This is a genomic window from Streptomyces mutomycini (genome assembly GCF_001700505.1).
GTDB classification, from domain to species: domain Bacteria; phylum Actinomycetota; class Actinomycetes; order Streptomycetales; family Streptomycetaceae; genus Streptomyces; species Streptomyces mutomycini.
In genome coordinates, this window is the sequence record NZ_MAPV01000387.1 from 1 (window position 1) to 1,404 (window position 1,404).

General features: G+C 73.4%; 1 protein-coding gene. It reads left to right on the plus strand.

All coding sequences use genetic code 11. The annotated features are described in order from the left end of the window. A partial coding sequence (locus tag BFF76_RS30605; protein ID WP_167359551.1) for an AAA family ATPase occupies positions 1–1,404 on the plus strand: 1,404 nt, incomplete at both ends.

The following is a 1,404-nucleotide window of genomic DNA, read 5'->3' on the forward strand; positions in this document are numbered from 1 at the left end:
CCACCGGACCGCGGATCCCGCCGCCCGCCGACCTCGCCGCCGTCGTGTTCCACCCGGAGACCGGCCTCACCGCGGGCGCGAAGACGTTCAGCCGCGCGCAGCTGCTCGCCGCCGTCGGCAACGCGCTGCCGTACGGCTTGGACGACGGGGTCGGGCGCCTCGACGAGCTCGTCGACGAGGTCCTGGACGTGGCCGGGTACGCGGTGCGCGTGCCGGACTACGGATCCACCGTGATGACGTCGACCGCCCGGTACACCACCCAGGACATCCTCGACGCCGAGGCGTACGTACGGGACCAGGCGCTCACCCGCCACGGCGAAGGCCGCACCGCCCTGACGGGTGGCCAGTCGGCCGCCGCCATCGACGTGTTCCAGGTCGCGGTGGGCTTCGAGCTGTCAGACGAGCAGCGCGCGGCCGTGACGCGGCTGCTGACCGGCGGGCACGGCATCGACACCGTCGTCGGCGTCGCCGGAGCCGGGAAGAGCACGCTGATGGAGGCGTGCCGGATCGGATGGGACGCCACCGGCACCACCTACGCCGGGGCGTGCCTGAGCGCCGTTGCCGCCCAGAACCTCACCCAGGCGTCCGGGATCCCCGCTCGCACCGTCGCCGCCTGGCTGCAGCAGATTCACACCGGCTCCGGGCTTACCGGCGTGGATGTCCTGGTCATCGACGAGGCCACGATGGTGGACGACCGATCCGCCCAGGTCCTCATGCGCGAGGCCGGCCGCACCGGCACGCAGATCATCGGCATCGGCGACCCTCTCCAGCTCCAGGCCATCGCGGCTGGCGGATGGTTCCGGGAGGTCCACCGGCTCGTCGACGGGCTCACCCTGCACGAGAACCGCCGCCAGGAGGACGCCGCCGAACGGCAGGCCCTGGAGGTGTGGCGCACCGGGGACCACGACCAGGCGCTCCGGCTGCTCGCCGAGCGCGGCCGTGTCCACCCCACCGAGTCCGCGGATGAGGCCCGCTCGCAGATCCTCACCGTCTGGGACGAGCTGCGGCGCGACCGCTGGCCCGACACCCACGACCTCCTGGACGAGCTAGTGGTGCTCGCCGCCCGCAACGCCGACGTCGACGCGCTCAACGCCGGTGCCCAGCAGATCCGCCGCGCCGCCGGCGAACTCGGCACCGAGCGCACCTACGCGCTGTCTGGCGGGGAACGTCTCACCCTCGCCGAGGGCGACGCCGTACGGGTCCGTGCCAACGACTACAGGTCGAGGCGCGGGCAGGGGCCGGACCTGCTCAACGGGTACCGGGCCGTCGTCTCCGAGATCGCCGAGGACGGGCGGGTCGAGGTCACGTGGCGCACCCGCGAGCGCGGCCAGGACGACGCCTACGTCTCCGCGTGGCTGACGCCGGACCAGATCGCGGGCGGATCCCTGTCCCTGGGGTACGCGA